This window comes from Fervidobacterium riparium (genome assembly GCF_025370035.1).
Taxonomy (GTDB): Bacteria; Thermotogota; Thermotogae; order Thermotogales; family Fervidobacteriaceae; genus Fervidobacterium; species Fervidobacterium gondwanense.
In genome coordinates, this window is the sequence record NZ_CP009277.1 from 2203981 (window position 1) to 2229869 (window position 25889).

The 25889-nt window shown below is 41.4% G+C and carries 22 protein-coding genes and 1 tRNA gene; 7 read left to right on the forward strand and 16 right to left on the reverse strand.

The window, feature by feature from the left end; translation table 11 throughout:
- The first annotated feature begins 3 nt into the window (after nt 1-3).
- From uvrA to IB67_RS10505, 6 genes are read left to right on the forward strand one after another with little or no spacing between them, the layout of a single operon-like run.
- Complete coding sequence (gene uvrA, locus IB67_RS10480; protein ID WP_072757357.1) at nt 4-2781, forward strand: excinuclease ABC subunit UvrA; 2778 nt, start codon at nt 4-6, stop codon at nt 2779-2781.
- The gene (rdgB, locus tag IB67_RS10485; protein ID WP_072757359.1) at nt 2778-3365 is read left to right on the forward strand and encodes an RdgB/HAM1 family non-canonical purine NTP pyrophosphatase; all 588 of its coding nucleotides are present in this window, start codon (nt 2778-2780) and stop codon (nt 3363-3365) included. The genes uvrA and rdgB overlap by 4 nt, the downstream gene beginning before the upstream one ends.
- Entirely contained in the window at nt 3358-4548 is a 1191-nt protein-coding gene (hutI, locus tag IB67_RS10490; RefSeq protein WP_498875316.1) for an imidazolonepropionase, read from the forward strand. The genes rdgB and hutI overlap by 8 nt, the downstream gene beginning before the upstream one ends.
- Nucleotides 4545-4949, forward strand: coding sequence for a NusG domain II-containing protein (locus tag IB67_RS10495; RefSeq protein WP_245789413.1), 405 nt, complete (start codon nt 4545-4547; stop codon nt 4947-4949). Before hutI ends, IB67_RS10495 begins: the two co-directional genes overlap by 4 nt.
- Nucleotides 4950-4960: 11 nt before the next feature.
- Nucleotides 4961-5422 (forward strand): Gx transporter family protein, encoded by a 462-nt coding sequence (locus IB67_RS10500; RefSeq protein WP_072757360.1) that lies wholly within the window; start codon nt 4961-4963, stop codon nt 5420-5422.
- A gap of 40 nt (nt 5423-5462) precedes the next feature.
- Nucleotides 5463-6776 carry a GH1 family beta-glucosidase gene (locus IB67_RS10505; protein WP_084634305.1) on the forward strand — a complete coding sequence of 438 codons (1314 nt, stop codon included), beginning with the start codon at nt 5463-5465 and terminating at the stop codon, nt 6774-6776.
- Between the two features lie 44 nt (nt 6777-6820).
- Here the strand turns inward: IB67_RS10505 and fliY are convergent, their stop codons facing one another.
- From fliY to IB67_RS10585, 16 genes are all read right to left on the reverse strand, one after another.
- Nucleotides 6821-7894 carry a flagellar motor switch phosphatase FliY gene (gene fliY, locus IB67_RS10510; RefSeq protein WP_072757363.1) on the reverse strand — a complete coding sequence of 358 codons (1074 nt, stop codon included), beginning with the start codon at nt 7892-7894 and terminating at the stop codon, nt 6821-6823.
- Entirely contained in the window at nt 7891-8880 is a 990-nt protein-coding gene (fliM, locus tag IB67_RS10515) for a flagellar motor switch protein FliM (protein WP_072757365.1), read from the reverse strand. The genes fliY and fliM overlap by 4 nt, the downstream gene beginning before the upstream one ends.
- A 43-nt stretch (nt 8881-8923) precedes the next feature.
- Nucleotides 8924-9448 carry a flagellar basal body-associated FliL family protein gene (locus IB67_RS10520; protein WP_072757367.1) on the reverse strand — a complete coding sequence of 175 codons (525 nt, stop codon included), beginning with the start codon at nt 9446-9448 and terminating at the stop codon, nt 8924-8926.
- A 19-nt stretch (nt 9449-9467) separates the two neighbouring features.
- Nucleotides 9468-10340, reverse strand: coding sequence for an OmpA/MotB family protein (locus IB67_RS10525; RefSeq protein WP_072757369.1), 873 nt, complete (start codon nt 10338-10340; stop codon nt 9468-9470).
- Nucleotides 10340-11128: a motility protein A gene (locus IB67_RS10530; protein ID WP_072757371.1), complete on the reverse strand. Its 789-nt coding sequence runs from the start codon at nt 11126-11128 to the stop codon at nt 10340-10342. The genes IB67_RS10525 and IB67_RS10530 overlap by 1 nt, the downstream gene beginning before the upstream one ends.
- Complete coding sequence (locus IB67_RS10535; RefSeq protein ID WP_072757373.1) at nt 11128-11331, reverse strand: flagellar FlbD family protein; 204 nt, start codon at nt 11329-11331, stop codon at nt 11128-11130. Before IB67_RS10535 ends, IB67_RS10530 begins: the two co-directional genes overlap by 1 nt.
- 36 nt (nt 11332-11367) lie before the next feature.
- Nucleotides 11368-13677, reverse strand: a complete 2310-nt coding sequence (locus IB67_RS10540) for a flagellar hook-basal body complex protein (protein WP_072757375.1) — start codon at nt 13675-13677, stop codon at nt 11368-11370.
- A 12-nt stretch (nt 13678-13689) separates the two neighbouring features.
- Nucleotides 13690-14346, reverse strand: a complete 657-nt coding sequence (locus IB67_RS10545; protein ID WP_084634286.1) for a flagellar hook assembly protein FlgD — start codon at nt 14344-14346, stop codon at nt 13690-13692.
- Entirely contained in the window at nt 14318-17071 is a 2754-nt protein-coding gene (locus tag IB67_RS10550; RefSeq protein WP_498875317.1) for a flagellar hook-length control protein FliK, read from the reverse strand. Before IB67_RS10550 ends, IB67_RS10545 begins: the two co-directional genes overlap by 29 nt.
- On the reverse strand, nt 17068-18009 hold the full coding sequence (locus tag IB67_RS10555) for a hypothetical protein (protein WP_072757379.1): 942 nt from the start codon (nt 18007-18009) through the stop codon (nt 17068-17070). Before IB67_RS10555 ends, IB67_RS10550 begins: the two co-directional genes overlap by 4 nt.
- Before the next feature lie 111 nt (nt 18010-18120).
- The gene (fusA, locus tag IB67_RS10560) at nt 18121-20178 is read right to left on the reverse strand and encodes an elongation factor G (RefSeq protein ID WP_072757380.1); all 2058 of its coding nucleotides are present in this window, start codon (nt 20176-20178) and stop codon (nt 18121-18123) included.
- A 90-nt stretch (nt 20179-20268) separates the two neighbouring features.
- The gene (locus IB67_RS10565) at nt 20269-20772 is read right to left on the reverse strand and encodes a dihydrofolate reductase family protein (RefSeq protein WP_072757382.1); all 504 of its coding nucleotides are present in this window, start codon (nt 20770-20772) and stop codon (nt 20269-20271) included.
- A 120-nt stretch (nt 20773-20892) separates the two neighbouring features.
- Complete coding sequence (groL, locus tag IB67_RS10570; protein ID WP_072757384.1) at nt 20893-22509, reverse strand: chaperonin GroEL; 1617 nt, start codon at nt 22507-22509, stop codon at nt 20893-20895.
- A 27-nt stretch (nt 22510-22536) separates the two neighbouring features.
- Nucleotides 22537-22806 carry a co-chaperone GroES gene (gene groES, locus IB67_RS10575; RefSeq protein WP_072757386.1) on the reverse strand — a complete coding sequence of 90 codons (270 nt, stop codon included), beginning with the start codon at nt 22804-22806 and terminating at the stop codon, nt 22537-22539.
- A gap of 286 nt (nt 22807-23092) precedes the next feature.
- Nucleotides 23093-23719, reverse strand: a complete 627-nt coding sequence (locus IB67_RS10580) for a hypothetical protein (RefSeq protein WP_011994693.1) — start codon at nt 23717-23719, stop codon at nt 23093-23095.
- Nucleotides 23720-23914: 195 nt separating this feature from the next.
- Nucleotides 23915-23990 (reverse strand) — tRNA-Ala (locus tag IB67_RS10585).
- A 247-nt stretch (nt 23991-24237) separates the two neighbouring features.
- On the opposite strand from IB67_RS10585, the gene IB67_RS10590 reads away from it, so the two are divergent.
- On the forward strand, nt 24238-25812 hold the full coding sequence (locus tag IB67_RS10590; protein WP_072757398.1) for a hypothetical protein: 1575 nt from the start codon (nt 24238-24240) through the stop codon (nt 25810-25812).
- The last annotated feature ends 77 nt before the right edge of the window (nt 25813-25889 follow it).

Here is a 25889-nt window from a genome sequence, read left to right on the forward strand (position 1 = left end):
TAGATGGATAAATTGATAGTTAAGGGTGCAAGAGTACACAATTTAAAGAATATAGATGTTGTGATTCCAAAGAACAAGCTCGTTGTAATTACCGGGCTTTCCGGTTCTGGCAAGAGCTCTTTGGCAATGGATACCATCTTTATAGAAGGACAAAGGCGATATTTGGAGAGTCTATCAACGTACGCGAGGCAGTTCATAGGCGAATTGAAAAAGCCAGACGTTGATAGCATTGAAGGGCTTTCTCCAACAATTGCGATAGACCAAAAGAGCGTATCTCACAACCCGAGGTCGACAGTTGGAACCGTAACAGAGATATACGATTATCTGAGGGTACTCTACGCACAAATTGGAGTACCTCATTGTCCAAATTGCGGTAGTGAGCTTCAAAAGATGTCTGTTGATGAGATAGTTTCGCATGTTGTTAAGCATTTTCAAGGCAAGAGAGTGCTGATACTGTCTCCAATCGCTCGAGAAAAGAAGGGGACTTTTAAGGAAGAATTCGAAAGCTTCCTCAACAGAGGGTTCACACGCGTAGAGGTAGACGGGCAAGTTTACAGGCTCGAGGAGGTACCCGAGCTCAATAAAAACGTCAGGCACAATGTGAGTCTTGTGATAGATAGAATTGAAGTTTCAGGAGAAGACACACATAGGCTATTTCAATCGATCGAGCTTGCGTTAAAAGAGGGAAATGGCTTTGTTTTGGTTAGATCCGAAAGCGATGAGCATCTGTATTCTGAGAAACTTTCATGTCTTTCTTGCGGATTTTCGATGCCGGAGATCAATCCAAAGCTCTTTTCTTTTAACGCTCCATACGGAGCGTGTCCTGACTGTCACGGGCTCGGTTTTAAGCTTGAGGTCGATGAGGATTCTCTATTCGAAGAGGAACTTCCAATCATTCAGGGTTTGAGGATCGGCCACAAAGCTGATGGATGGCTACCCAGAAGGCTGGAACGCATCGTCAGAGAATACGGCGGAAATGTGGATAAACCCTTCTTTGAACAGCCATTAGAGGTTAAAGAGGCTGTGCTTTACGGCACTGAATATTTCGAAGGAATCGTTAGACTTGTTAAAGAGAGGTATGAAGAGTACACATCTGAAGAGATGCGCGAGTGGATCGTTGACAATTTCTTCGTTGAGCGCACTTGCCAGACGTGCAAAGGCAAAAGGCTTAGAAGGGAAGCGTTGAGCGTTACAATCGATAACTTAAGCATTATCGATTTCACCGAACTGCCGATATCAAAAGAGCTAAAAATAATCAGGAATCTGCCTGAAAAAATTACGCCAAAGCAGTATGAGGCAATAAGGGAACTATTACAAGAAATCGAAAAGCGCCTTGATTTCCTTGAACGCGTAGGACTTGGGTATCTTAGTCTTTCGAGAAATGTGAGAACTCTTTCAGGTGGTGAGGCGCAGAGGATAAGGCTCGCGACACAGATAGGCTCAAAGTTAACCGGAGTGATATACGTTTTGGACGAACCAACAATCGGGTTGCATCAAAGAGATAATAGTAAATTGATTTCAATGCTTAAAGAATTGCGGGACCTTGGCAACACGGTTATAGTTGTGGAGCACGATGAGGAAGTAATAGAGAGTGCAGACTATATTGTCGACATAGGTCCGAGAGCTGGTGTGAACGGCGGAAATGTCGTGTTCCAAGGTCCTGTCACGGAGATATTGAAGAGTGAAAGTTCGTTGACCGGCAAGTATCTTTCTGGAAGGTTGAAGATAGAGGTTCCAAAGGAAAGGCGGAGAGGAAACGGTAATCACATACGCATAGTAGGGGCAAGGCACAACAATTTGAAAGATTTGACCGTCGAGTTCCCGCTCGGAACTTTCATCTGCGTGACTGGGGTGAGCGGTTCTGGGAAGAGCTCTTTGATAATCGATACGCTTTACCCAGCAATCTCCAATAAGCTCCACAGGACAAGGCACGAGGTTGGAGAACACGACAGGATAGAAGGGCTCGAGAATATAGATAAGATTATTGCGATAGACCAGTCGCCAATCGGCAGAACCCCTCGCAGCAACCCAGCAACATACACGAAGGTTTTCGACGCTATAAGAGAGCTTTTCGCGATGACACCAGAGGCAAAAGCAAGAGGATACGATAAAGGACGGTTCAGTTTCAACGTTAAAGGTGGCAGGTGCGAGGCTTGTACAGGTCAGGGCGTTGTGAAGATCGAGATGATGTTCCTGCCCGAAGTTTACGTTGAATGTGAAGTTTGTAAAGGCAAAAGATACAATTCGGAAACACTTGAGGTCACGTATAAGGGAAAGAACATCGCAGATGTCCTCGATATGACAGTCGAAGAGGCACTCGAGTTCTTCAAGAACATACCCACAATAAAAGACACACTACAGGTGCTTTATGATGTGGGACTCGGATATATCAAACTCGGACAGCCTGCTACAACTCTCTCCGGTGGTGAGGCGCAGCGCGTTAAGCTCGCTTCTGAGTTGAGGAAGAAAGCGACTGGAAGAACGCTTTATATATTGGACGAACCAACAGTTGGGCTACACTTTGAAGATGTCAAAAGGCTCATTGAGGTTCTAAATAGGCTCGTTGATAAAGGAAACACCGTAATTGTTATCGAGCATAATCTTGACGTAATAAAGTCTGCTGATTATATAATCGACCTCGGACCTGAGGGTGGAGATGCTGGCGGCTATTTAGTAGCGTCAGGCACGCCCGAAGAGGTCGCGAAAGTCCAGAATTCTTGGACTGGGCTTTACTTGAAAAAGATTTTGAATTCTGCGAAGATGGGGGAAGAGGCTTCATGATAATCTACGTAGCATCGAAAAACGCACATAAGGTTCTTGAAATCAAGCAGATAGCACCTGAGTTTGTAACGTTGGAACCTATCAACACAGAGCTCGATGTTGAAGAAACAGGGGAGACTTTTACAGAGAATTCCATTATAAAGGCGCTTGATTACGGAAAGGAAATACGCAAGCCAGTGATAGCTGATGACTCCGGGCTTTCAATAGATGTACTCGGCGGTTTTCCCGGCGTGATGAGTGCACGATACATGGAAGGTGCACCCTATACTGAGAAAATGGAGAGTATTCTACAACTGATGAGAAATTACGACGACAGGCACGCAAGGTTTGTTTGTAGCGCCACATATTTTAATCCTGAAACAAATTTTCTTCTTTCCGTTGAGGGTTACGTAGAGGGTACGATAGCATATGAGATACGCGGAGATAAAGGTTTTGGATACGACCCTATTTTCATACCAAACGGGTACGATAAGACATTCGGAGAGTTGGGGGAAGAGGTTAAGAATGTTATTTCCCATAGAAGTAGAGCTTTCAAGAAATTGTTTAGTCTGCTCTTGAAAATAGGAGAGATTAAGTATGAATAGCATGTTTGTAATACATGCCGAGCGAATTCTAACCCCTTCATCGCCCGGTCCAGTTAGAGGAAATAATATGATGAAGATTTCGGAGTTCTTCGATAGTGATATAGTTATCGAAGATGGCGTGATCGCGGATATTCGAAAGCACAAGTCTGCAGATGTGAAAGCCAACCTTGTAACCCCTGGTCTTTTCGATGCGCATACGCATATTCCGTTCGTTGGTTCACGCTCGAAGGAGTTCTACATGCGCTCAAGGGGAAAGACATACATGGAGATTCTTCAAGCCGGCGGAGGGATCCACTGCACGTCTTCTCTTGTTAAAAATGCAAGCCTCGAAGTACTTGTTGAAATTTCCAAGGATTTTGTAAGAAAATTCACTGAACACGGGGTTGTTGGTATAGAGTGCAAGAGCGGATACGGGCTTGATAAGGAAAATGAGATAAAGCAGTTAAAAGCGATAAAATTGTTGAGAGATGTTGTGCCTAACAAATTGTCAGGAACTTTCTTAGGATTGCACGCAAGACCAAAGAATATACCTATCGATGAATATATAGACGAAATGAAAGCGTTGTTAAAGTACATAAAAGAAAATTCGCTTGCTGAAAGCGTTGATGCATTCTGCGATAAAGACGTGTTTCTGCCAGATGAAATCGAAGATTTTCTTTTGTACGCGAAGTCAGTTGGTTTGAAAATAAGATTACATGCAGACGAGATAGAGAATGTCGGAGCCACGAAGCTCGGTGTTAAAGTCGGAGCTGTTAGCGTTGACCATGTTTTGAAGATAGGCAGCGAAGATATATATGTGCTCTCGAATTCAGACACAGTTGCTACGCTTATGCCTTCAACGAGTTTCTATCTCGGTGAGAGCTATGCGCCGGCAAGAGATTTAATCAGTGCAGGTGCCGGTATAGCTCTGGGATCAGATTTCAACCCAGGGTCATCGCCGATATATATGCCAAGTTTCGTGATGCACCTTGCGATAAGGTTCTTGAGGATGGAGCCTGAGGAAGTATTGAACGCGTATACTGTTAATTCTGCATACGTGGTTGGTTACAAATCTGGACTGATTGCACCAAACTATCCAGCCGATTTGGTTATTTGGAAGACCAGCGAGTTTTTGGACATACCATACATGTGGCAGGAGAATTTCGTAGAACATGTTTTAATCAACGGAAGGATGGTAGCTTGAGAACAAAGAGCCGCAGCAGACCGTTTTTCTCAAAAACAGATTTTTTGATAATCGCTATGCTATTAATCTTTTCAACCACTGGATATATGTTTTCAAAGTATGCGGAAAAGTCAGTTGGTTTTTCCAAAAGTGTTGTTGTTCGAATTAGCGGTGAAGAGGTGTATAAGTTTTCCAAGCCTGGCGAGTGGAAGATTTACAATAAGAGCGGCAAGTATGTAACAACGCTTCATTTCGACGGTGAGAAGGTCTGGGTTACAGATTCAGATTGTCCTGATAAGATTTGTGAAAAGACTGGGAAGGTTGGACCGGGAGGTAGTATCATTTGCGTGCCGAACAGAACGATAATAGAATTCGAAAAGTCAAAATTCCAGAAGGATCTAATAGACACAGAAAGCTGGTAATTTTCTCCTTAATGGTGGCTCTGAGCAGTGTGGTGTACGTAGTGGAGAGCGTTATTCCATTTCCTGTTCCGGGCGGCAAGTGGGGATTTTCCAACTTTCTTGTTTTATACCTTTCGGCATTTTCAACGCTTTCAGATGCCGTTCTGCTTGCGGTTTCAAAATCACTACTCGGCTCTGTTCTGTCCGGTAGTATTTTTACACCCGGTTTTTTCATGGGATTCTTTGGTAGCATCACAGCAGCTTTAGTGCAGAGCGTTCTCTCAAGACTGACACCATTTAGTGTGCTTGGTTTAAGCATTGTCGGGATGGTAACGAATAATCTAGTACAGTTCTTAGTTGGGAGTGTCTTGATAGGTTCGAGGGCGATATATGTGCTGTTGCCGTTAGTGCTGGTACTCGGAACGTTTTCTGCGGTAGCTAATGCATACCTCGCAGTGCAAACAAGTAAGATTGTCGATAATAGGTTCAGTTAATATTTCAAAATACAATATTGCAGAGGGGGGAATAAGTATGATAAAGAGATCCGATTTTCCGAAAAATTTTGTTTTTGGAACCGCAACGGCTGCTTATCAGATAGAGGGGGCAGCAAACGAGGATGGAAAAGGTCCTTCGATTTGGGATATTTTTTCGCATACCCCGGGCAAGATCATGACTGGTGAAAACGGGGATGTTGCCTGCGATCACTATCATCGTTTTAAAGAAGATGTCCAGTTAATGAAAGAGATAGGTTTAGACGCGTACAGGTTTTCAATCTCGTGGCCCCGAGTCATGCCCGACGGGAAAAACATCAACCAAAAAGGTGTGGATTTTTACAACAGGTTAGTCGACGAGTTGCTTGAACATGACATAACCCCGTTCATAACACTGTACCACTGGGATTTGCCATACGCACTGTACGAAAAAGGCGGATGGCTAAATTCAGACATCGCAATGTACTTCCGCGCCTACGCGACTTTCATGTTCAACGAACTCGGAGATAGAGTTAAACACTGGATAACTCTCAACGAGCCATGGTGCTCTTCGTTCCTTGGATATTTCACCGGCGAACACGCTCCCGGGCATAAAAATCTTCAAGAAGCGATTGTAGCAGCTCACAATTTATTGAGATCACACGGTCACGCTGTCCAATCTTTCAGAGAAGAGGTAAAAGATGGAACTATCGGACTTACTAACGTCGTTATGAAAGTAGAACCCGGCGATTCAAGGCCAGAGAGTTTCCTCGCAGCTTCGCTAGTCGACAAGTTTGTAAACGCTTGGTTCCATGACCCTGTTGTCTTTGGAAAGTATCCCGAAGAAGCCGTCAAGGTTTATCAGGAACGAGGGCTTCAGGTAATGGAAAACGACATGGACATTATATCTACTCCTATTGATTTCTTCGGTGTAAATTACTACACGAGAACGCTTGTCGTATTTGATACAACTAATCCGTTGGGATTTTCGTACGTCCAAGGCGACTTGCCGAAGACCGAGATGGGCTGGGAGATTTATCCGCAAGGCTTATTTGATATGCTTGTCACACTGAAAGAAAGATACAGATTACCTCTTTATATAACAGAAAACGGAATGGCTGGACCAGATAAGATAGAAAATGGAAAGGTAAAAGATACCTACAGAATTGAATATTTAGAAAAACATTTTGAGAAGGCATTGGAAGCGATAAACGCAGGAGTGAATTTGAAAGGTTATTTCATCTGGTCTTTGATGGATAACTTCGAATGGGCTTATGGGTATTCGAAACGCTTCGGAATAATATACGTCGATTACAACACGCAGAAACGTATTTTGAAAGACTCTGCGTACTGGTTGAAAGATTTCCTCATATCGTAAACCAAAAGAGCCCCATTAGGGGCTCTTTTCATATTTTTCATTTCTCATTTCAGTCCGTACAACCTCTCTTTTGGGCTGACTATCTCTGTTATCCTTACGCCGAAGTTTTCGTCGATAACAACAACCTCACCACGTGCGATAAGTTTGTTATTCACATATATGTCAACCGGTTCACCTGTGAGTTTATCAAGCTCGATAAGTGAGCCGATTCCAAGTTCCATGACTTCTTTGAGTGTTAATTTTGTTCTGCCAAGCTCAACTGTTACATTGAGCGGTACATCGAAAAGCAGCTGCAACCTTTCATCTATAACTTGCGGTTTTTCTGCCTCTTCTGCTCTTCCAAAGTCTTCAAATTGCACTGGCCTTGCAGCAACCGTTGGTTGTTCCCTCCTTGGTTGAGCAAATGTCTGAGCTTGTGCTGAGGCTTGTCTTTGGGTTTCAACTTTTTGTTTAGATTTTTCAGGTTGTTGCGTCGCACCAAAGATCATATCGTACAATTTTCTGACAAACGGGATAGGCATTGCCATGAAAAATCTTGCTTCTTTCAGTCCTTCTATCGTCATGGTAAAGGTTGCCTTTGCAACTTTATCACTTTCATTTCCAATTGGTGGAAATTTGATGTTTTCGTCGTCAAAATTCATTATTTCAGTATTTGGTGGCGTGATGCTTACGGGTTCCTTAATCATGTCAGAAAGTGAAGTCGCGGCTGAGCCCATCATCTGATTCATCGCTTCACCAACCGCACTCAATTTAAATTCATCGAGTTCCTCATTTTCTACTTGCCCGACGCCACCCATCATGATGTCTGCTATTTCTGCAGCCAGTATTTTTTCTAGAACTAATGCATTCAGCCCTTCAACACTTCCTTCAAAGTGAATTGTAACGCAAACTTTTTCCCCTCTGATTTCGTTTCTAAGTTCTCTTAGTGTTTTTACTTCAACTTCTGGCGTGGAAATATCAACTTTTCTTCCCAATATATTCGATAAAGCAGTAGCACCGGCACCGAGGATTATATTTCCAACCTCGCCAACCATGTCTTTTTCTATGTCTGTAAGAGCTTCAACTTGTCCAAGCAGCGCGTCTAATTCTTCTTGGCTCAAAAAATCGTTTCCCATCATTCTTCTTCACCTTCCTCGATTACCTCGGTAACTTTAACAGCATAATTCCCCTTATACTGTCCTGGTTTGCCGAGGAATTTCGTTCTTCCGTTGATTTCAACGCGAATTGGATCCGTGTAGTGTTCTCTAAGCCTTATGACGTCGCCAACTTCCAAAGTTAGCACTTCACCAAGTGTCAATGTAGTTTCACCTATTACAGCGATAACTTCGAGTTTTGTCTTTTGCAGGTTTTCTTTTAAATTATCTATATGTTCTTTCGTAATTTCTTTCTGCTTGATTTTAAACCAGCTCTGCGTTGTGAGTTTCTCACCAATCGGTTCAATAACCGATGATGGCCAGCAGATGCTCATGTACCCTTCAACTTTTCCAAAATTGACGAAGAATGTTATCGCCAAAACCATCTCGTTACTCGGTACAATCTGGACAAACTGCGGGTTGGTTTCCGTTGATTCGACAACCGGAATAAATGGGTGAATGGAGATCCAGGCTTGAGACAGTGAAGTAAGTATATTTACAATCTCCTTTTTGATTATTCCCGTTTCTATTTCAGTTGGCACACGTTTAACATCGGCAACTTCTCCAGGTCCTCCGAGAAGAACATCCAGAATGCCGTAGAATATCTCAAGGCTCATGTTAAATATGGCGCTACCGACAAATTCACGTGCTGTATATATCGTTATGAACGACGGATTGCTTATGGATTTCATGTATTCATCGTACGTGAGCTGATCGATACCAACAACGTTTACGGATGTAAACGACCTCAATTTTCCAGAAAGATATGTCGAGACACTTCTGGCAAAGTTCTCGTGAATCATCTGAACAGTTCTTATCTGCTCTTTTGAGAATTTTTGAGGACGCAAAAAATCATACGTGCGAACCTTTTTCTCTTCGCCCTCTTTCTTTACTTCTTCTATATTCACTTCTCCTTGAGAAAGCGCAGATAATAACCTATCTATTTCCTCTTGGCTAAGAACATCGGACAAGGTTTTTTCCTCCCGATAAGTCGTATAGTTTTTGAGATGTTCATCACTGGACAGTACTTATCGCTTTTATGTATATATATACATTAAGTACTCCTAACTTCTCTTTTTCGCCAGTAAAACCCGTAATTTGATTAACAGCTTCCCTTATTTGCTTTTTCAAAAGATCTAATCCCGCCGGGGTAACTAAATCGAATCGTTCTTTACTCAAGAATATGGTACTTAAAGCATCCATTATTTCGTCATTTTTCTCACCGACAGCTGCCCTACACGGCTCGCTGCCGACAAGCAATGTTAGTGAGTCTACAACAACAACATCACGCCCACCTTTAAGCATGAAGGTTTGGTATTTTCCAGCGGTTATAACAACCGCTTTAATCTGTGTAGGTGCGGCTTGCTCAGCTTGTTGTTGTTCTTCTTGGCTTGGTTGCTTATTTGATCCCAAAACAAAGAAAACTGCCAAACTTACAACCAAAGATATGACAAGTGGAATTGCCACTAATTTTATTATGTTAAATAACCCGCCTTTCTTTTTTCCACCTTGCTCTTGTTGTTCCATTTCTTCAGGCATCTTTTCTTCCTCCCTTTTATCAACTACCCCTTGTTTCTCGTTTAATTACTATTTCTATCTTTCGATATCTGGCTCTGGTGTTTTCGACATCTCTGTTATACTTTGACGTTAGTTCTGACCGTTTTGTTTGATATTCTTCCGTAGATATTTTACCACTTTCGTAGTCACTTTGAAGTTTTGAAATATCGTAATCGTAATTAGCTTTAATAGATTTCAATTCTTTGTTGACATCAACGTCGCCTCTTCCAATTGGGACAAACCTGTCTGGCGAGTAAAAGTAGTCTATATCAAATAGTCCAGAACGAACCTCTGCATATCTTAAGACGTATCTTTTTTGCTTCAGTTCAGTGAGCATGAAGTTAACAACACTCGATGCTCTGGCGCTGCTAAGGTGCCAGTTGGATGGATATATCGAGTCTGGTGTCGTGGGTCTATCGTCGGCATATCCTCTAACTTCAATTATGTTCGAAGTATACTCAAGTATCACCGCTCCGAGTTTCTCTATTATCTCTTTCGCCTCAGCAGTGAGTTTAGCACTCCCTGTTTCGAAAATCTTGAAGTTTGTTAATGTAATGAACGTCCCCTCGTCACGCTCTTCAATTGTTACCTTTCCTTTGTATTCTTCGGAAATCCTGAGTAACTCTTGGTATACGCCGGGTTTTTGAGATATGAGCGCCTCTTCGCTAACAGTTTGACCACCTGTTAATACGCTGGGCGGGTTGCCGCTCAGAGCTAATGTTAAACCCACAACAATCTGTTGAAACTTACCTGGGCTTATGCTCGACATCGCAAATAGCAAAACGAAAAATGTCAGTAACAACGTGACCATGTCGCCATATGTATTGAGCCATTCAGGGACGGACTTGCAAACACACTTTTCCTTTTTAGCCATTATGCACCAGCCCCTTGAATCTGGGCTTCGTATTTCACTTTTTCTGCACTTGGTAAGTAAGACTTGAGCTTTTCTTCGAGCACTCTTGGGTTTTCACCAGCTTGTATGGATATTACACCTTCAAGTATCATGCGTTTAGATAATTCCAAATCTGCCGCTCTTTTTGCAATTTTTTCTGCAATTGGAATTCCAACGATGTTCGCAAGAATTGAACCATACAATGTTGTTATGAGAGCAACTGCCATTGACGGTCCAAGTGTTTCAGGACTGTTCAAGCTCTTCAACATCTGGATCAAACCAACGAGCGTTCCGATCATACCGAATGCCGGTCCAAATGTACCGAGTGAGTCGAAGAAACCTTTCTGGTCCATCATCTCAGCAGTGGCCATGTCTATTTCAATCTCCATCATAGTTCTCAATACTTCTGGCTCTGTACCGTCCACAACAAGTTGTACAGCTTTTTTGAAGAAAGGATCCTGGATTTCTTCTAAATTCGCTTCAAGTGAGAGTAAACCTTCTCTTCTCGCTTTTTCAGAGAATGAAACGAGTGTACGAAGATTTCCGACGTAATCGATCTTCGGTTCTTTTATCGCACCCATTATAACCTTGACTATACCAAAAACAACGTTTTTCTTGTTTGCCGTTATTGCCGAGGATAGCGCCCCACCGACTGTAATGACCAAAGATGGTATGTTAATGAACGTCGCAAAGTCGCCTTGACCACTTATTATACCGTAAACCATCATTCCGAAACCAACGACAACACCTAAAATAACAGTTATGTCCACTATTCATCACCTACCAAAGGTGGTAAGAATACTTTTTTCTTGTATTCCATGATCCTGTTCACCACTTCTTGAACTGGTTCGAGAACGATGTACTTTCTACCGTTGTACAACGTTATCGTTGTGTCAGGATTCGCCTCAATTTTTTCTATGTATTCGGCATTGAGGTAGAACTCTTTCCCGTTCATCCCAGTTACTTTTATCAATTATCTCACCTCGAATTTCGCGTGAAGTTCACACTATTATCTTCTGAGGTTCACCACTTCTTGGAGTATTTGGTCCGCTGTTGTTATCGTTCTCGCGTTCGCTTGGAAACCTCTCTGTGCAATAATCAATTTCGTAAATTCTTCCGAAAGGTCAACGTTAGACATCTCAAGCGCACCTGCGACAAGCGAACCAAATCCGCCTTTTCCTGGTTGTCCAATGCGCATCGTTCCGCTGTTTGCACTTTCACCGTACAGCGAGTTGCCAAGTTCAAGTAAACCAGCTGGGTTGTTGAATGTAGCAAGTGCTACCTTTCCAAGCACGTCAACAAGCCCGTTTGTGAATGAACCTATGATGTCGCCATTTTCTGATATGGAGAACGACTCAAGAACACCCTGCGCATTCCCATCTTGCGATTTTACAAATGCATCTGCCAATGCGGCAAATTGTGTCATGCTGTTTAGGTCTAACTTTATCTTAACTATACCATCACCATTTTCACCTGCGTTGAAAAGAATTGCATCTATGTTCTCGCCTTCCGAAATCTCTCCAGTTGCCGGGTCAAACGAATTGACGCCAAGCAACCTTCCAGTCTTGTCGAATCTCAATACCCCGAAGCTGCCATTTGTTATTTCTGTCGCCGTATCATAATTAGATAGGTATTTGATGTTTTCACCGGAAGCGCTTCTGATTCTAAATGCCCAGGCATTCTCATGTTCACCATAAACGGAGGCAAGTTTTACAAAATCAATGTATAGCGTGTACGGATTTCCAAGAGAGTCGTAAACCTGGGTTGATGTCGTGTAGAAGGGTGATTTAAACGATACAACAGAGAAGTTCGTCGGGTTGTCCGCTTCGTAGAACCTCGGCTCGCCAGATCCCGGGATTGTCACCAAATCAACTTTCGATGGCTGGTAAATTTCGTCGATGTATGAATTTCCGTTCACGAGGTTTGAGTCGTATATTGTGTTATCCCCATTTGTAAGCAGTACGTTATACGTACCTATCGAATCGCCCGTAACAGAGTCTCTAAGCACTCTTACCACACCGTATTTTCCCTGCGTGTATTCGAAGGAAACTTTTCCATTAGCTCCATCTTGAACCGCAGTAACTATTTCTGACCCAAATGTCTTTCCGTTTATTTCAATCCTTATCCTGTACTGCCTTCCAGCAACGAGAGATGCGTCAGATAGGCTCTGAGTACCGGCAGAGTTTATGTCAGCTGAAAGGCCTGTCGATGTTCCATCTAAATTTTCTATGTAGTACCTTACTGTATAATTTCTTGTGATTTGGCCATTAACTGTTGATGCAACGTTGGAAGAATCGAATTCCAAACCGATCGGGGCAACCTCTTGCGTTGAAGCTGCGATTTCAACTGTATAAGTCTGTCCGTTGATGAGTTTTTCAGATGTGATTGCTTCAGTTACCGCACCGTTCAGAACGTTTCTCGAAAGCGTATCAACAATCTTTCCCGAGCTGTCCCTGATTATGAAAAGGTAATTTCCATCCTGCTGTTGAATTGGATCTGTTAGGGAGATGGCGCCACTTGATGCCGTACCAGTGAGTTTCTGCTTTATAGCGCCGGCGTTAACAATATTGCCAAATTTGTCAAACTTCATGTATATCTTTCCATCTATTTTATCGTCTATATTAGCATCTATCTTACCCTGGTAAATCTGGTAGTCACTAAACGTATCTTCAAGCCCTCCAAAGTCCCTCTCAAACGTTACCTTAGTATTGATAGTTCTGCCTCCATAACCATTTATAGCAATCACAAATTTTTCAGGTCCGACGCGCGCATCGAGGTTTCCAGCAAGTGACATGCGAGATGTTTGTTTCGCTGGCATGCTCAAACCAGAAGATATCTGGATGCTATCAATTGGTTTGTTTGTATCAACAAACCTTCTGCCAGACATCGGATCTACTTCCGCTATCCAACCTTGGAGTTTCAAACCAGTCGTCGGCTGGACTATAGTACCGTTTAAGTCAAGATCAAAGTTGCCAGCTCTTGTGTAGAAGTATCTCTGACCATTCGAAAGGATGAAGAAACCTTCACCTTGGATAGCAAGGTCCGTCTTCTTACCTGTGTTCTGGAAACTTCCTTGATTCATTATTTTGTCTATCGATGCGACCCTTATACCGTAACCAATCTGCTTTGGGTTCGTACCACCAGTGCTGTCTGACGCCCTTCTTGACATATCGAGAATCTGAGAGAAGTTCGTCGCGTAGGTTACCCTTGCACCTTTAAAACCTATCGTGTTCACGTTGGCAATGTTGTTGCTAACAACGTCTATTTCCTGTTGAAATCCCTGAAGTCCAGAAACACCGCTGTAAAGTGACCTCATCATATATTATCACCCCTAAGCATAGATTTCTGATATTTCTGATATATCGTAGATCTTGCTGTTCACGACAACATTGATGTTGCTCCCGTCAAACTGCACACCTGAAACAACACCGCTCTCAACGCTCGGGATTTCTTCGAAATCCCCATTGCCAGTTGATTTAAGGATTTTGAATACGTATTTTCCGTCTTTTACCTTGACACCTGTCTCGTCTTTTCCATCCCAAGCAAGAAGTTGCATACCTGCTTCTACGTTACCTAGTTTTTGTTCTTTAACGAGCTTCCCGTCCTGGGTGTATATCCTCACAACGATGTTCGCTGGTTCGTTCAAAGTAAACGTTTTGGTTTCAGGAACGCCGTTTGATACCATTATCGTGTTCGTCTTTACAACGGCAGTCTTTCCAATCATGGAGACTGCTTGCGTTCTGTAAAGTTGCGCTGCTGTGTCTACGAACGTTTGAACGGATTTGCTCATGTTCATTATCTGTTCAAGCGACGAGAGCTGGGACATCTGAGCTATAAAGTCCCTATCTTTCATTGGCTCGAGTGGGTCCTGATTTTTGAGTTGAGTTGTCAACAACCTCAAGAATGCCTCTTTGTCTAAGTCCTTTTTCGTCGTGCGCTCAGTCACGCTTGAAAAGAGGTTAGACGTTGCGTTCACGTTCATCATCATCTGCACTCACCTCTTGTTTGTAACTTTTCCTTCTATTTTCCTCTTGATTATTTTGATCTTCACCCTGGTTCCTCTGATACCTTCCCTGCTCGTAATTGTTGTCTTCTTCTTTCATCTTGATTTCAACATTTCTCACTTCGAAATCGAGCGATGTAAGCCTGTCTCTCAAATGGCTCGCGTTCTTTTCAAGCAGCTCCTTACTCTTTTCATTTTCAGCCACAAAGACTATGCTTAAAATCCTTCCTTCTTTTTTTAGTTCAACGTCCAAGTTTCCAAGATGCTCCGGATGCAGTTTCATACGTACGTTCTCTTCTAATCTTGTGGACAAACCGAATTCTCTTATCCTTTGGTATATCTCTTCAAGGTTCTGAGCATTCTGCAAGCGCTCTGCAAGTTCGAATCTGTTTGTACTTTGGTACGTCTGCTCTATTCTCGTTTCTCCATTCTTGTACGTCAGCTCAGCAAGTCGTTCAACAAATTTGTTCGAAACGTTCGGCTTTTCAATATTCCTGCTCTGTCTTTCCTCTTCTTTAAGTTTGTATTCAACTTCGAAGGATTTTATCTCTATTTTATTTTTCGATGGTTCCTGCATATTATTCCTAATTGTGATACTATCATTTTTTCCAGTAATATTTTCGTTATTTGAATTCTGTAAATTTCCTTGGTTTTCAATATTCGAGCCCCTCAGTTCTCTAACTGTGGAGTCACCAACTGCTTTGTCCGATTCGTTTCTTTTCATAAGTGTGATTGTGGCTACAACTTCGGACAGTTTTTTCACATCAGTGTTCGTGTCGTCTTTTGTTGTGCTTTTTTGAACGGGTGAATCTACATCTTTTGGCAAGTTCTTTTTAACGATGAGTTCACCATTTACCAATGCAACTACGGTATTTACTTCAGCCTCATTTCCAACTGATCCAGTTTTTTCACTACTTAGTAGTGGAAAACCAACACTATCCGCTTGTGAACTTTTCGGATTTATTGATAATGCCGACAAAATTATCGATTTCTGATTATTGGGCTGACTTATGATGCTGTGATCCGTTCCTTTCTTATCTTCCTTTTGGAATTCCATAAGCTTAGTGGAAATTGCTTTCGCCAAGTTTCCAATTTCAGGACTCATTAAAGGAGAATACGAGATAGTTTCAGTTTCACCAAAGGCTTTATTGTTCGATTTAATCATTGACTTAATGGATTTCTCGTCTTGCACGCTTATTTTTTGCGTTCCATCGTGTGTTTTTAAATGACTCGAGCTGAATAGTAGAGTAACATCTTCAGCAAATTGCAAGTTTGTAGTGATTTCTTCGATCTGCGTTAGTACTGGGTTCCCAACAGTTAGTGCACCACTGTTCCTATGAACCTCTAACCTGGAATTGGTTTCGAAAATCTTTTGATCTCTATCCGGAATGTTAGTTTCACCATTGCCATAATTGTGAACGTTACTTACACCGTTATTCTTTCCATTTTGATTAGTTTGACTACTTATCGGAGACGTGTGCGCGTACTGAACACCGCTCAGAGAATTGTCTTGACCAACGTTTTTAGACAACCTACTTGATGCCAAATCGCTCGCATTTTTTTCTGTGCCTTTTTGAACCTCTCCATTTGTCTTATCATTATTCCCAACAAAACCGCGCTCTACTTTAGATTCGTTCTTCGGCTCGTTCTGTGTAATCTTCCCGGTAGCAGAAATGCTATTATCGACTAATTTACTCCTGTTCTGATCTGTATCTTGTGAAATGACAGTTTTAGAGGTTATTGTTTCTTTGACATCTTCTTTTGCTGGGGAAGTCATTGAAGTATTATTTGTCCTCTGTTCAACCGAAGTATTCACTACCTTGTTTTGAAGATTAGCTTTTGAATTATCAGTTATAGTTTTCTTGAGCTCGCTCTCAATGGTCGGTTCAAGATTTTCCGCTACATTTTTTGCAGTTTTTTCGACATTACTGATAATATTTTTTTGAGGGGTACCGGACAAGAGTTCCTCCGATTCGTTTATATTCTCGCTTTGCGTGGAGCGTTTAGTCCCCTGCTGGATAGTGGGGACGTCTGTAACACTCTTAGTCTGTGCGTTGGCAACGGTAATTGTTTGTTCCTCGTGCAGAGTTTCTTTGAACTTTTCAGTCAGGAATTCTTTCAACTTGGATTTTAGTTCCTCAGTGTTAGATAAATCTTTGTCAACGATTTCAGAATTATTGAGAGAGCCTGTATTATCATTCATCTTTTGAGCTTCCAATGAATCTGAAGAGTTTTCAGAATCACCTGCTTGTAGTTTTTTAAGTTCAATTATTTGTTTTTCTGGCTCACCTTTATTATCTGCATCACTTATTCTCTTGTCTCTTAGAGGTGCCAGTAACATCTCTCTAACCAAATTCGACTTTTCACTCTTTGAAGTTAATACATTGGTTTGATCTGTTGATTTGTCCGTTTCTAATTCTGATATATTTGGGCTATCAACATTCATTTCTTTTGAATTTTGAGTTCTATCTAACACTTTACCGGGCTGAACAACTTTTGCATTATCAGGTTTAATATTTTGTTCAATTTTAAGATTTGCGCTTTCAGAACTACTATCTTGTGTCAGGTTGTTTATTAGCTCATTAGTAACGCGTTGCAAAACGACTTCAAAGGGCTCTCCATTTTGGAGCCCTTTATTAATTTCTCCAATTACGCTTTGTACTTTCTCTGAACTTCCCAAAATCTTCGTTAAATTTATGAGGTCAATCAAAACTTCACCCCCAGGTTCAAGACTTCTATAAATAGTTTTTCGTCTTTATCCTTAATATCTTTTAGAAGTCTTACTCTTGTTTGAGCATCTACCTTTGATAGTATGTACAAAACCAATTGTGGCTTTGAACTAACTTTGCTTATCACATTCCAGATCTCATCGTAGCTCAGTTCGCTCAAATACATGACAAGCCCTTTGTTGAAACCGCTGACATCTATCAGCTGTGCTTCAAAGTTTACAAGTTCTGAAATTTTCGATTCCAGCTCTTGAATCTTCATCTCTATATCGCTTACAATCTGGTCGACTCCACCTATTTTTTCAATCACCTGTGCTGCTTTCTGCGGATTCACGGCGGTGAGTTCTTGAATCATCTCTGCTCTTGTGTCGGCCGGTAATTTAGAAAAAACCAGCGCCAGTGTTTCAATCGACATGTTTTCCGCGTTCATTAACCTGCGCAGCTGCACGGCATCTGAATTTAGGAAAGTTTCCACTATATCGTTTAAGCGTTTTAGTGAGGTTGTATCGGCAACTTTTGTCATCTCCTCTTTCAGTCTCTGTTCCTTCCAACTTTCTTCAATAGATTTGAGAGCCTCAAAGAGCTTTTTCGTTTCTTCTTCTTTCTTATTTAGCTCTTGTTCTTTTGTTTCAAGCTCTTTTATTTTTTCTTCAAGTGCTTGCGAATACGCTTGGTAATTCTTTTCGAAGTACTCTCTCGCAGTCAACACTTCTATCGGTTCGTATTGCACAAAATTCTTCACGAAAGGAACCTTAGAAAACAGCAAACTCATGTAATTACGCCACGCTTGAAATGGAGAAGCTTTTTCTCCATAGATTTGTTTTGTCAGGAAGTTGGAGTATCCGTACAAGAATAACAATGCCAAAACAGATAGCGCAATTAGAATTCCAATCGCTATAAACTTTATTTTTCTTGTTTTCATCGGTCCACCTCCATTTTAAGTATTCTCCAAATGTGTTTAATATTCCTACATAAAAAGAAAAAGTCGGAGGTTTTGCCCTCCGACTTATCTCGTTGTATTGCTGTTTGGTTATTATTCTTCCGCTTGTTCTTCGAGGTACTTCTTGCGCTCTGCAATTATCTTTTCTTGGATGTTTGGTGGAACTACATCGTACTTTTCAAATCTCATCGTGAAGTAGCCTCTACCGCTTGTGATAGATGAGAGTCTGCCTTGGAAATCGAGCATTTCAGCGAGTGGCACTTCAGCCTTGACAACTGTTATGCCTTTACCGGCTGGTTCCATACCCATCGGTCTACCTCTTCTTGAACTTATATCTCCCATTACGTCACCTGCGTTTTCGTCTGGTGTGAATACTTCAACGTACATCACTGGTTCAAGGAGCACCGGTTTTGCCTGTTGCATACCTTTCTTAAATGCTTGAATTGCAGCGATTTGGAATGAAATATCGGAAGAGTCAACTTCGTGGTATGAACCATCAAAGAGCGTGACTCTGACATCAACAACAGGATACGCTGCGAGAACACCTTTCTTCATTGCTTCCCTTATACCTTTTTCAACAGACGGAATGAAGTTCCTCGGGATAACTCCACCGACTATCTTGTCGACAAATTCAAACCCTGTACCTCTTTGAGCTGGTTCTATTTCAATTTTAACGTGACCATATTGTCCGTGTCCACCGCTTTGTTTCTTGTGTTTGTGTTCAGAAACTGCCTTTGACATTACCGTTTCTCTGTAAGCAATCTTTGGCTTACCTACTTCGACGTCAACGCCAAATATGTTCTTGAGTCTTTCAACCATGACATCAAGGTGCATTCCACCTATACCGGAGATAACCGTCTCGGATGTCTCAGGATCGAATTCCCATCCGAACGTTGGGTCTGAGTCTGCAAGTCTGCTGAGACCGTTGCTTATCTTGTCAATATCTGATTTCGATTTCGGGTTGACGCTCTTTGAAATCATTGGTTCCGGATATTCTGGCGAGATTATTGTAAGTTTTCTATCTTTGTGCGTTACGGTGTCTTTTACAGCACTTTCTTTTAGTTTTGGAAGAACGACGATGTCACCGCAGGATACTTCTTCAACTTCGTACGTATCCTTACCTTTTGCAAAGTAGAGGTGACCTGCTTTTTCCTGTGTTCCGCGTGATGTGTTGTTGAAAGCGTCTCCAGGTTTGAGATTACCAGAGATGACCTTTATGTAGCTCAGTTTTCCAACAAATGGATCAACAACTGCTTTGAAAGTGTATCCGACGAATGGATCCGTTTCTGATGGAATGACCTCAACTTCATCTCCACTTTCAAGAGTTGACTTGTACGGTTTACCTTCCAGTGGCGATGCACCGATGTTGTTTATAACTTTCAAGAGAACATCGACGCCAATGTTCTTTTCAGCTGAGCCAGCAAGGACAGGCACTATCTGTCTTTCGACGAATCCTTTCCTGAGTGCTACCCAGAGTTCCTCTGGTGTTATTGGTTCTTCTGCAAAGTATTTTTCCATCAAGGCATCGTCAAGAGAAACGATGTCTTCCATGATTGACATCTTTATCTCTTCAACCTTGTCTTTCACTTCTGCTGGTATGTCTGTTTCTTTTGCCTTTCCGCCTTCATAAACGTATGCTTTACCAGAGATCAAATCGACAACACCTTTGAAACTTGCTTCTTGACCAATAGGATATACTATCGGTACTATCTTAGCTTCAAATCTTTCCTTTAACGATGCAATTGAATTTTCAAAACTTGCCCTTTCTTTGTCCATCTGGTTTACAAAGACCATTATCGGTCTTTCCATCTGAGTAGCAAGAGCCCATGTCCTTTCCGTTTGGATCTCAACACCGGCTGTTGCGTTAACTACACTGAGAACGTTCTCTGAAACAAAAATCGCACTGATAACTTCGCCGATAAAGTCGCTGAAACCAGGCGTGTCTATGAACGTAATCTGTTTTCCTTCGTATTTAAACGTACCAACATGTGAGTTTATACTTGCACCACGCTGCGCTTCGATTGGGTCGAAATCTACTTCCTTTTTCGTTACACCCATGCCACCAAGGTTTAAAGCAGCAACCATTAACATAGACTTACCGGAACCGTTATGACCTACCAACGCTACTGTGCGTTTGTCCTTCGCAACCATTTCCCCACCTCCAAATCTATTAGAAAATCACACTGATGTATATTTTACCAGAACATTTCATTTTTTCAAACCTGATATTCCGCTTCCAAATCACTTTATCTTATAATGTATATGAATACTACCAATATCATTTAATAGTTGAACTTTTTCAAGCTTTAAACTGTAAATGCGCTCTATTTTGTCGAATATATTAATACCACTTGGAAGGATAATCGGTTCTATAGTTATATACACATCAGTGACGACTTCAGCGTTGATAAATTGAGTGAAAATTTCTTGACCTCCTATAACACATACGTCTTGATATCCTCTTTCTTTAAGACTTTTCAAAATCTCTCTTGGTTCTCCTGAAAGTACGATATCCGGCTTTTCATTTTTAAACTGTCCAGCTCTACTTAGCACCACATTCAGACGTCCAGGAAGTTTTTTGCCGATGGTTTCAAATGTTCTTCGCCCCATTATTACGACGCCAGAAGAGGTAGTTATTTCTTTAAATAATTTTTTGTCTTCAGGGCTTCCCCATTCCGTTCTATCGTTTTCATCTATCGCTATCATACCCCGTATGTCGGTAACTGCTATGAGTCTGACGCGCAACATGAACACCTGCCCAGATATTTCTAAGTTGGAGAACGTGACAAGAGTTATTATAGCACACAATATAAAAAAGGCGGTATCTTTTAAAAAGATACCGCCTTTGTATTGTTTTTCCATTTATTAATATTCAGGCATTTCAGGTGCTGCTGGCTTCTTTTCTTCTGGTTTTTCAACTACGAGAACTTCTGTTGTGAGGAGCATACCTGCAATCGATGCAGCGTTCTGGAGTGCGCTTCTTGTAACTTTTGCTGGGTCGATTATACCACGTTCGTACATGTTGCAGTATTCACCTTTGAGCGCATCGAAACCATATGCTACTTCATCCTTGCTCATCACGTTGTGAATGATTATTGCACCATCGTAACCTGCGTTGAGAGCTATTTGTCTGATTGGTGCTTCGAGTGCGTTGTAAACTATCTGTGCACCGAGCTTTTCATCGTCTGAGAGTTCTTTCAAGAGTGGTTCAACAACTTTTCTTGCTCTCAAGAGCGTGATTCCACCGCCAGGAACGATACCTTCTTCAACAGCTGCCCTCGTTGCGCTGAGTGCGTCTTCGATTCTGTGTTTCTTTTCTTTGAGTTCTGTTTCTGTTGCAGCACCGACTTTGATGACTGCAACTCCACCTGCGAGTTTCGCCATTCTTTCTTGCAATGTTTCTTTTTCGTATTCACTTGTTGTCTGTTCTATTTGAGCTTTAATCTGGGCTATTCTCTTTTTAATTTCTTCTGGTTTACCCTTACCGCCGACGATTATCGTTTCGTCTTTCTTAACTCTCACAACGTCTGCTCTTCCAAGATCCTGGAGTGTGAGGTCTTCGAGGTTGATTCCAACTTCTTCGCTTGCAACAATACCACCTGTGAGGATTGCGATATCTTGGAGCATAGCTTTCCTTCTGTCACCGAATCCAGGAGCTTTGACTGCAACCGTGTTGAGTGTTCCTTTGAGTTTGTTAAGAACGAGTGTTGTAAGAACTTCACCTTCGACATCTTCTGCGATGATTACGAGTGGTCTGCCTGTTTGTGCAACTTTTTCAAGGATTGGAATGAGTGGTTTGACGTTTGAAAGCTTCCTGTCTGTGATGAGTATGAATGGCTCATTGTAAACAACTTCCATCTTTTCTGGGTCTGTTACGAAATATGGAGAAATGTAACCTCTGTCGAATTGCATACCTTCTGTGAACTCAACGTATGTATCGATTGTTTTGCTGTCTTCGACTGTGATAACTCCATCCTCACCGACTTTTTCCATTGCCTCAGCGATGAGTTTACCGATTTCTTCACTGTTTGCACTGATGGATGCAACATGTGCGATATCATCTGTGCTTGAAAGTTTCTTGGAAATCTTCTTTATCTCTTCAACAACTTTTACAACAGCCTTATCGATTCCTCTCTTAACAAGGATTGGGTTTGCTCCTGCTGCGACCATTTTGAGTCCTTCTTTGATCATTGCTTGAGCAAGAACTGTTGCTGTTGTCGTACCGTCACCGGCTACGTCATTTGTCTTGCTGGCAACTTCTTTAACAAGCTGTGCACCAAGGTTTGCGAATTTGTCTTCAAGTTCGATTTCTTTTGCGATTGACACACCGTCATTCGTAATCGTTGGGCTTCCCCATGATTTTTCGATAACAACATTTCTACCTTTTGGACCAAGAGTAATCTTCACCGCGTTTGCAACTGCGTCAACACCTGCTTCGAGCGACCTTCTTGCTTCTTCACTGTATCTCAACAACTTTGCCATATCTCACACCTCCTTGATTTCTCTACTTTACTCTTCGATTTTTGCGAGAATATCGTTTACATCAATGATGATGTAATCTTCATCGTCTATCTTCAATTCTGTTCCCGAGTACTTGTTGTAGATAACCTTGTCTCCAACTTTCAGTGTGCAATCTTCTGGAAGCTTACCAACTTCAACTATCTCAGCCTTCATGGGTTTTTCTTTTGCAGCATCTGGAAGGACAATTCCACCTGCTGTCTTTTTTTCTTCAATGATGGGCTTAATAAGTAACCTTTCACCGAGTGGTTTCACTTTCATACTCTTACCCCCTCCTGTCTAAGATTTGGTTTGATTATCACTCTAATATTCCGTTTGCTAATTTTAGTATAACAAAAAAGGGCAGTTTGTGAATTGCCGTTTTGACTGAATATAGCTTAATGTTAAAATCTAAACAGAAATATTTGCACATTTCTTCTTTTTTCTTATTCTTTCTTTGGATAAAATTTTCAGATGTTCATCGTGCAGATAAATTCATGACATTTTGAGAAACTCAACAACATATTTGTACCTTAGTTTCTTAATACTCGATATATGAGTCACATCATCATTCAAATACGTCTTTGATATTTTCATGAAACTCCTCAAAATCTTCAACTTGCTTCTCAACAAAGTCCTTCCACCTTTCAAAATCGCTTACAGCCAACTCTATACGTTTTTTCCAATCAACTAAGTGACTAACAAGCTGTTTCATGTTCGATAACGATTGGACATCAACCTCATTTTGAAGTTTACTGACGGTCAAAAACATCTCTACAACTTTATTGTTTCCAGTTTTTACAAGTTCCATCAACTGAGAAAACTGTTTCTCCCAGGTTTCAAATACACTTACAACTTTTTCAGCTGTTTCTTCAAAATCGTACTCTTCATTATCATCTTCATCGTACTCACCGATTTGGTCTATTGAATTCTGTGCCATATCTATAAATTGATCAACCATGTCGTAGAACTCCTCGAGCCAGTCGTCCATGTTGTCGGCTAAATCAGATACGTAATCAAGCCAGTCTTCTACCTTCTCAGAAACTTCTGAAACCATATCTGAAAGTTCGTCTAAGACCTCATTCAAAGAAGAGAGATAGTTGTTTTTTTGATTAACAACGAAGAGCTTTTTCTCAAGCTCGGTATGTTTGTTAATAATTTCTGAAATACGCTCATTAATAGCTTCAAAATCCATATACGTCCCCCCTTGTAGCTGTTAAATATAGGCTCAAATGAAAGTGTTCAACTGTCTTAAGCAGTACCTGTAAATTTCTTCGCTTTATTATATCACAAATCTAAGAGGTCACATTTAATCTTGCTTCTAATCGACAAATTAATAAACAAAAAGCCCTGAGAAGAATTCAGGGCTTTTTCACGATCTATTGAAATTTGGTGGAGCCGATGGGATTTGAACCCACGACCTCTACCGTGCCATGGTAGCGCTCTCCCACCTGAGCTACGGCCCCACAAAAGAACACAACAGACCAAACTGCAATGAGATTATACCATAACCTATAGAAAAATCAAGATAGTTAACTATGTTGGTCATAAGTCGATAATACTAAATGTCGTTAGAAAAAACTTGCCCAAGAAATCAAAGAGCAGTGAAGAGTAATACTGAATGCTCTTAAAATAAGGAAAATCGAAGCAGGCTGTAGAATTATTCATTGGTGGCTTTCTAAAATCAAAATTGCACTTAGGAGGTGCTTTGTTATGTATAAGTTCCGTAGGAAAGCAAGGATAACAAGACTTGTTAGTTTTTTGCTTGTTATATTGACCATTTTCTTCTTTACTTCATGTTCAACAACTACAAGCACGGATACTGACAAGTTCGTGGTCTCATATCCGAATGTTTCAAAAGTAAATCAAGACATCGGAATCCGTGTTGACCCGCTTGAACCCGGGCTTTCAAACATACGGATAAGGATTAAAAATGAATCATTCGAAAAGGTAAAGGTTCTGACAAAATATCCATATGTGGATACATGGAAACCGGAAAAAGGTGGATTTTACAAGGTAACGGTATCGGGATACTCACTAACAGAAGGGAAATGGTATACAAAGGAAGGCACAATAACCGTCTTTGACGTGATACCGCCATATATTGAAGATATCAAGATGATCCCTGAAAAACCGTACGTGGGAGATGAGGTATTACTGCAGTTAAAACTGAAAAGTGAAAACCCTGTTGTTGACCTCTCTCTGTCGGGAAAGACACCGTCATCAACTTGGCTGAGTTACACTACAACCTCGAAACCGGGATACGTTTACATGCGATTACCACAGCTGAATGCTTCTGGAGATGTCGAACTGTTCGTCAAATCAAGAGCGTACGATTCAGAAGATGCGACAAAGCTTGTGTTCAACGTAAGGCAGATAGACAGAGCAGCTCCAACGATAAACGTTTATACAAAAACATTTTACCCAGAGAATGGCGATATATCTTTCACAGTAAAGCTGTTTGATAACGAAGAACTATCAAGGTATACCGTGGAGTTCGACGGACAGAAAATTATCGACGAAAGCATAAACGGGAAGACATTTGAGAAAGCAGTACTTATCGGTAAGAGAGAGCTCGGAACACACACGCTAAATATCGTTGCGTACGACAAAGAGGGAAATATGGCGCACTTTGCAAAGACGATTTTGGTAGGTTCAGCTGCGCTGAGCTTTGAAGTTGAAATCAGTCCTGCAAACCCGACCGCAGGTAGCACAGCGGTTATAGCCATGGTGCCTCAAGAAAAGAATGTGACTTACACAAAGGTAGTCTTCTTTGTGGATGGTAAGGCGATAAGAACAAACTCTGGAACCGAAGGTTCACCAGCTATAACATACGCACTGTGGGACGTCGAGGAGGGACCTCACACGATAACTGTATATGCAGAATCTGCTGATAGAAGGGCTGGAATTGCAGAGACGGTTGTGAGTGTGCCAGATAGGAATGGTCCGAAATTTATAGGACTATTTGCAAATGATATCGAGTTGAAAAGGACTGGTTCTAATTACATATTCCCCGGGCTTGTGAACTTCAAAATAAAAGTGTATGACCCTGGAGGTGTGAGTACCACAGTTCTTCCAAGGCTACTTATAAAAGAAAACGAATTCTCAGGTTTTTATCGTGACCTTCAGATGGAGCCAGAGGATATTTCCTCTGATGGTAAGACTGTAACGTTCTCAGTTTCTACGTTTATGTCTCTTGGTTATTATTACGTCACGGTTATAAACGTTCAGGACTTGAGCGGTAACTTGATGAGAGATATTGGACAATTCCTGCTTTATGTGCAATAAGATTCAGCTAAAGGATGTGCAATTTCTTCCGATAAAAATATATGAAAAAGATAGATAAACTTCTTGTAAGGATATAA